Annotated in this window: 5 protein-coding genes and 1 tRNA gene; 3 read left to right on the top strand and 3 right to left on the bottom strand. The window is 60.8% G+C overall.

The window, feature by feature from the left end:
- The first annotated feature begins 435 nt into the window (after positions 1–435).
- Both EN906_RS21140 and EN906_RS21135 read left to right on the top strand, forming a co-directional pair.
- Positions 436–678 (top strand): hypothetical protein, encoded by a 243-nt coding sequence (locus EN906_RS21140; protein ID WP_127270086.1) that lies wholly within the window; start codon positions 436–438, stop codon positions 676–678.
- A 113-nt stretch (positions 679–791) separates the two neighbouring features.
- Positions 792–1094, top strand: a complete 303-nt coding sequence (locus EN906_RS21135) for a DUF1330 domain-containing protein (RefSeq protein WP_127270084.1) — start codon at positions 792–794, stop codon at positions 1092–1094.
- A gap of 378 nt (positions 1095–1472) precedes the next feature.
- Here EN906_RS21135 and EN906_RS21130 read toward each other — a convergent pair.
- The 3 genes from EN906_RS21130 to phaC form a co-directional block, all read right to left on the bottom strand.
- A tRNA-Glu gene (locus EN906_RS21130) sits at positions 1473–1547 on the bottom strand.
- A 292-nt stretch (positions 1548–1839) separates the two neighbouring features.
- On the bottom strand, positions 1840–3090 hold the full coding sequence (locus EN906_RS21125) for a YcbK family protein (RefSeq protein WP_127272637.1): 1251 nt from the start codon (positions 3088–3090) through the stop codon (positions 1840–1842).
- Between the two features lie 216 nt (positions 3091–3306).
- Positions 3307–5142: a class I poly(R)-hydroxyalkanoic acid synthase gene (gene phaC, locus EN906_RS21120; protein WP_127269943.1), complete on the bottom strand. Its 1836-nt coding sequence runs from the start codon at positions 5140–5142 to the stop codon at positions 3307–3309.
- 43 nt (positions 5143–5185) lie between these two features.
- Between phaC and EN906_RS21115 the strand changes: the two genes are divergently transcribed.
- A partial coding sequence (locus EN906_RS21115) for a hypothetical protein (RefSeq protein ID WP_245484308.1) occupies positions 5186–5563 on the top strand: 378 nt, incomplete at its 3' end.

Raw genomic sequence — 5563 nt, 5'->3', positions numbered from 1 at the left:
ACGCGACAACCGTTACCGTGCCGCTGCTTGGCAGCGGCTAGGCTGCGGCCTGATAGCCTCGCGCGCTGGGGCTCTGCTTACTTGTACGCCTTGAGCGCGATCAGACCACCGAGAATGGTTATCGCCATTGAGGATCAGCGCCCACGACACAATGTTGTGTGACAGACGCCTCCGGCGACTGCGCAGGGCCCGGTCCCGCCAGCGTTTGGCCTGATCAGCCCCTGTGTTTTGTCGATCCACGTCTTTCTCCACGAGCAGAATGCGACTCATGCCGGCTGGTGTCCAGATCGGCACCGGTTTTGGCGGTCACGATGCAAGCTTGGCACTCAGCCTGCTTTTGATGGCACGGGGCTAGATAATATATTTCGTAGTGCTAATATTAAGGTGACGCTAGGTCATGTCCGACCATCCGTCGGGTGCAATGTGGGGGTTCCAATGAGAGTGGCTGTATTTTGCGCGGCTGTCGTTTTCGCTGCGGCTGGTGTCGCTGTTGCCAAGGAAAAGAAGGCGGCGGTCAGTGACGCCGCCGCTTTATGTTCCACCAACCCGTCAGCCAAGAAGTCCGCACCAAATCTGGACTGTGGTTTCACCGGAACCGCCAAATCGGGAGATAGCGGCGCAAAAGCAGAGCCGCGCCTCGGATACGACGCCAATCCGTGGATTATAACAGGCTTTTGACTTCGCATCGGCGGTTGCCGGTGAAGCGCTGAAGAGGGGCGTCTTGACCGGCGGGCGTCGCCCCCGCGACCGGAGCGTAACGGTCGGGCGCCGTCGAGAAGGAGGAAGCGCAAATGGCCGCTTATCTGATAGCGGATGTAGACGTAAAGAACGCTGCCGCGTTCGAGGAATACCGGCGGGATGTGCCAGCCACCGAGGAGCGTTATGGTGGGAGATATCTAGGTCGTGGCGGTGCGACCAAAGTCTTGGAGGGCGATTGGGAGCCACACCGTTTGGTTATTATCGAATTCCCCGACATGACGTCGTTGATGGGCTGGTACAATTCGGCGGAATACGCCCGCCTTATTGAAATCCGGAAGCGTTGCGCCAACACCAGGATCATTGCGCTCGAGGGGGTTGCAACACCCACTCTTTGACCGTGGTGGCTCGCCTTAATCAGGTAGTATCCGGCTTTTTTGCCCGAATCCGTACACCTCGCAGTCAGCTGTTTAAAGCCGGGAAACCAGGCAATAAATGCGGGCTTACCACTGCGGGGCTTTCTCATTGTCGCGGTGCCCGAGAACCCAACTCGACCGTGTAATGAAAAGCCCGCCACGGGGGCGACCTGCGGCGGGCTCTTGGAGCGGCTACATCCCTGAGGAATCGACCACTTTGTAGCAGGATTATGACCTGTGTGGCCGCGTTAGCCTATGGTGTGATCGCGGAAGACTGCGCGTCAGTTGAAGACCGCGGCAGAGAGCCAGGCGAAATTGGCCACATTGGGAGGGAGGTTTGCGCTAAACGCATTATTTTTCTGGTACGCCCAAGGGGAATCGAACCCCTGTTACCGCCGTGAAAGGGCGGTGTCCTAACCGCTAGACGATGGGCGCGCTCAGACGAAGCGGCTTATACTGGTGTTGTGCGCAACCGGCAACCCGTCAGGTGCCACCTTGGACAACTTTTTTCCGGGCCAGCCAAATCAACGATTTCCCGAGGGTTGGCAGGCTTTGATAATTAGCGGCGACACCCATCGTTTCGTCATCCCAGGGTCTCCGCGACGGAGCCTCGCCCTACTTCGCCCTAGGATGACGAAGTTTGTGGGAGGCTTCGGCTAATCCCGAATGCTCAGAATGGTCACCGGTACGATCTTGGCTGCTAATAGGCCTAAGACCGTCTGCTAGACTAGCCGTCACCGCCGCTGCGCCGGCGGCAGCGCCAGTTCCAGTCGCGCTCGGGGCCGACGTCGACGTGAACCGATTCTGTGTGGCAGTACGTGCCGACGCCGCCGCGGCCGGGCATGCTTCTGATGTAGCTCGCCAGTTCCCATTTCGAAACGCCGGGAACCTGGATATCGGCGGCGGCGCAATACATGTGCAGCGAATTCTTGGCCCCGTTGGCGCGCCGGTTGCGGGCCGGGTCGCGATAGCCCGACGTCACCGTCATCTTGCGGCCGTAGTGGCCTTCGATCGTCTTCAGCACGCGCACCAGCGACGGCTTCAGGCAGGCCACATCGACGCTCTCGTTCTGCTTGAGCAGCCCGTTGGGCGCCAACCGGGCCATGCCGGCGGCTGACGCAACCTGATAGGAGCCGCCGATTGGCCCCTCATCCTCGTTGAGGTCGACGTCGCTTTCGTCGTCGAGGCCGGACTTGCGCTTGATCTCGAACAGGGCCGTCTGGCGCACGCCGGGCAGGGCGTCGCTACCCGTGATGTGATTGCTATCGTCGCCGAGCGAAGCCAGTTGCACCGGCTTGGCCGTGGAATTGGCCGAGGCCAGCGTGATGATCGGCTTTGCCGCTGCTGGCGTCGCTTTTGCCTGCGCCGGGGGCTGCTCGCCCGTCCGGGCGTTGCTGATGATGGGGGCTGGTGTCGCCGAGGCTGGCGTTGCGCCAAACATCGAGGCGAGGAAGCCTTTCTTCTTTGGTGCTTCGGCCTGCGGCATCTCGCCAGCCGTCACATAGACCGGGTTGTTCATGGCCGGAGCGGCAGCGGGCTTCGGCGCCGCCACGTCGCCGTCGACCGCGGCAATCTGCTGGGCGACCGCGTCGGTTTGCGGCGCGGTCTGTGCCTGCTGCGTCAGCGATTGCGGCGTGTTTCCAACGATGGTTTCGGCGCCCGCCGGCGTGGTCAGCGGAAAGGCAGCTCCCGGTTTGGACATAGGCACGTAGGCGACTTTTTCAGGCAGCGCCGTATCGCTCGCCGTCATCACGGTCGTCTGCTCGGTCGTGACCTCGGACGAATCGGCGACAGCGGCCGACTTGCCACTTGAGGCAGCATTCATATCCGATGCGGTGGCATTGTAACCGGGCATTCCGACCGACATTGTCGGGTCGCCAGCCGAAGTGCAGGAGGCCAGAAGCAAGGAGCAGAGCGCTGCCACAATGGCGCGGCGTTCTCCCTTTGCGAGGCTCCATCCTGCTGATTTCAAAGTCAAATTCCCCCTCGATGTCCGGTCGGTATATCCTTGGCGCCACACGCATGCGTCGATGCCAAGGTGACCTTTGTCTCCGATCCGGAAACGAGACCTGTGTCAAATCCGCAAGCCTGGAAGTATTTTTGCGGTGATTGTCGAATTACGGCCGCTTGATGGTTGACGACACCATTTCGCCCGCTTTTGGCGGTCCGTCAACTCACCACACATTACAGTCCGTTACACACGTACTTTCACATAGGTGCCGGGAGCATCACCCAAGGTTTTCATATGCTTGCCCGGTTTGCGGGCAGGCACGCGGGTGTTGTCCTTGGCCTCTATCCAGTCTTGCCAGTGCGGCCACCAGGATCCTGGATGGTCGGTGGCATTGGCTATCCACTGGCTGAAGTCGCCCGTCGGCGTACCCCCGGTCCAGTACTGGTATTTGTTGGATGCCGGCGGATTGACGACCCCTGCGATATGGCCCGACCCGGCCATCACATACTCGACCGTGCCGCCGAAATATTTCGAACCGAGGAACACCGAAAGCGCCGGCGCGATGTGATCTTCCTTGGAGGCGAGGTTGTAGACCGGGATGGTGATGTCCCCAAGCGAAACCGTGTGACCCGCCAGTTCCATCGTGCCTTGCGAAAGGTTGTTCTCAAGATAGCAGTTGCGCAGGTAGAAAGAGTGATTGGCCGCCGCCATGCGGGTGGAATCTGCATTCCAGTAGAGCAGGTCGAAGGGCAGGGGATCCTTGCCGCGCATGTAGTTGTTGACGACATAGGGCCAGATCAGGTCGCCTGAGCGCAGCATGTTGAAGGCGGTCGCCATCTTGGTGCCGTCGAGATAGCCTTTTTCGCTCATCGACTTTTCCACAGCGGCGACCTGTTCTTCGTCGACGAACACTTTCAGGTCGCCGGCATGGGTGAAGTCGACCTGCGTGGTGAAGAAGGTCGCCGACTTGATGCGGTCGTCGCCCTCTTGCGCCATCAGCGCCAGTGCCGCCGCCAGAAGCGTGCCGCCAACGCAATAGCCGATCGCGTTGACGTCGCGTTCGCCGGTGGCCTTCTCGACGGTGTCGAGGCCGTATTGCAGACCCTCGCGGATATAGGCTTCCCAACTCTTGGTGCCGTGGCGCTCGTCCGGATTGATCCAGGAGATGACGAACACGGTGTGGCCCTGTTCAACCGCCCAGCGAATGAAGGATTTCTGCGGGTTCAAATCGAGGATGTAGAATTTGTTGATCCATGGCGGGCAGATCAGCAAGGGCCGCTTGAGCACCGTCTCGGTCGCCGGGTCGTACTGGATGATTTCGGCGACGTCGCTGCGGCCGACCACCTTGCCGGGAGTGGTGGCGATGTTCCTGCCGATCTCGAAGGGTGAGTAGTCAGCCTGCCGCAGCTTCAGGTCGCCCTTGCCGGCGGCGATGTCCTCGGCCAGCATCTTCATGCCGCGCACCAGGTTTTCGCCGTTCGACGCGACGGTTTCACGGAACAGTTCCGGATTGGTCAGGATGAAATTCGACGGCGAGATGGCGTTGGACACCTGCTTGACGTAAAAGCCGGCCTTGTGGCGGGTGTGCTCGTCAAGGCCTTCGGCGTGCTCGACCAGATCGGCCGCCCAGCGCGAGGTGACGAGATAGGCCTGCTTGAGGAAATCGAAGAAGGCGTTGCGGCCCCATTCCGGGTCGAGGAACCGCTTGTCGCCGCGCTCCGGCTTGACCGCGTCTTCGGTGTCTTGCGCGGCGTTGCTGGTGCGCTGAATGGCGTTGGCCCAGACCGTCATATAGCCGGAGAACAGCCGCGTCTGCGCTTCCAGCGCGCGCTGCGGATCGGCAAGCCAGTATTCGCTGAGCTTGGAAAAGGTCTTCACCATATCGACAACGGGCTCGGCGACATGGTCGCGCACGTCGCCTTTTTCGCGCGGCTCGGCCCAGGCGGAAGCGGCCTTGCCGGCCTGCTCGATCATGCGCGCCATGTTCAGGGCGAAGCGTTCCGGGTCCTTCACCAGATATTGCTCGACGGTCGAAGGCTCGTCATCTTCCGCTTTGCCCGAATCGGGTGTTTTGGACATGGTTGGCGGGGTTCCTCCCGAGGCCTTTTCTTGACATATTAACATGGGACATCCGACCGGGCCAATCTCGCTCTACCTCGGCTGCCAAGGAAACAATATGACGATTAATATTGGCGAAACTGTTTTTTTCGGTGCCGGACATTTTTGCCGCATCGGCGCGGCGATCGTCCTCATCGGGATTGCCGGGTGCTCGAGCACCAACACGAATGGCCCGACGCCTGTCGCTGCGGGTACGGGGCCGAAGGATACCGGCACCTTTCCGAACCTGAACATCAAGCCGCAAGTGGCGGCGCCTCAGTTCACCGAAGCCGAGAAGAACGCCAAGCTCGCGCAATTGAAGGCGGATGAGAATGCGCAGGCGGCAAAGGGCGGCGGCCCGAAGGTCGCCAACCAGGCGGCGCTGACGGATTTGGCCAAGAAG

Source organism: Mesorhizobium sp. M7A.F.Ca.CA.004.06.1.1 (genome assembly GCF_003999135.1).
GTDB lineage: Bacteria > Pseudomonadota > Alphaproteobacteria > Rhizobiales > Rhizobiaceae > Mesorhizobium.
The sequence above is the reverse complement of the archived record's forward strand: the minus strand, read 5'-3'. Positions and strand labels throughout refer to the sequence as shown.

Coding starts and splice junctions, on each gene's coding strand:
- phaC (WP_127269943.1), bottom strand. CDS start 5,142: ATGTCCAAAACACCCGATTCGGGCAAAGCGGAAGATGACGAGCCTTCG.
- EN906_RS21140 (WP_127270086.1), top strand. CDS start 436: ATGAGAGTGGCTGTATTTTGCGCGGCTGTCGTTTTCGCTGCGGCTGGT.
- EN906_RS21135 (WP_127270084.1), top strand. CDS start 792: ATGGCCGCTTATCTGATAGCGGATGTAGACGTAAAGAACGCTGCCGCG.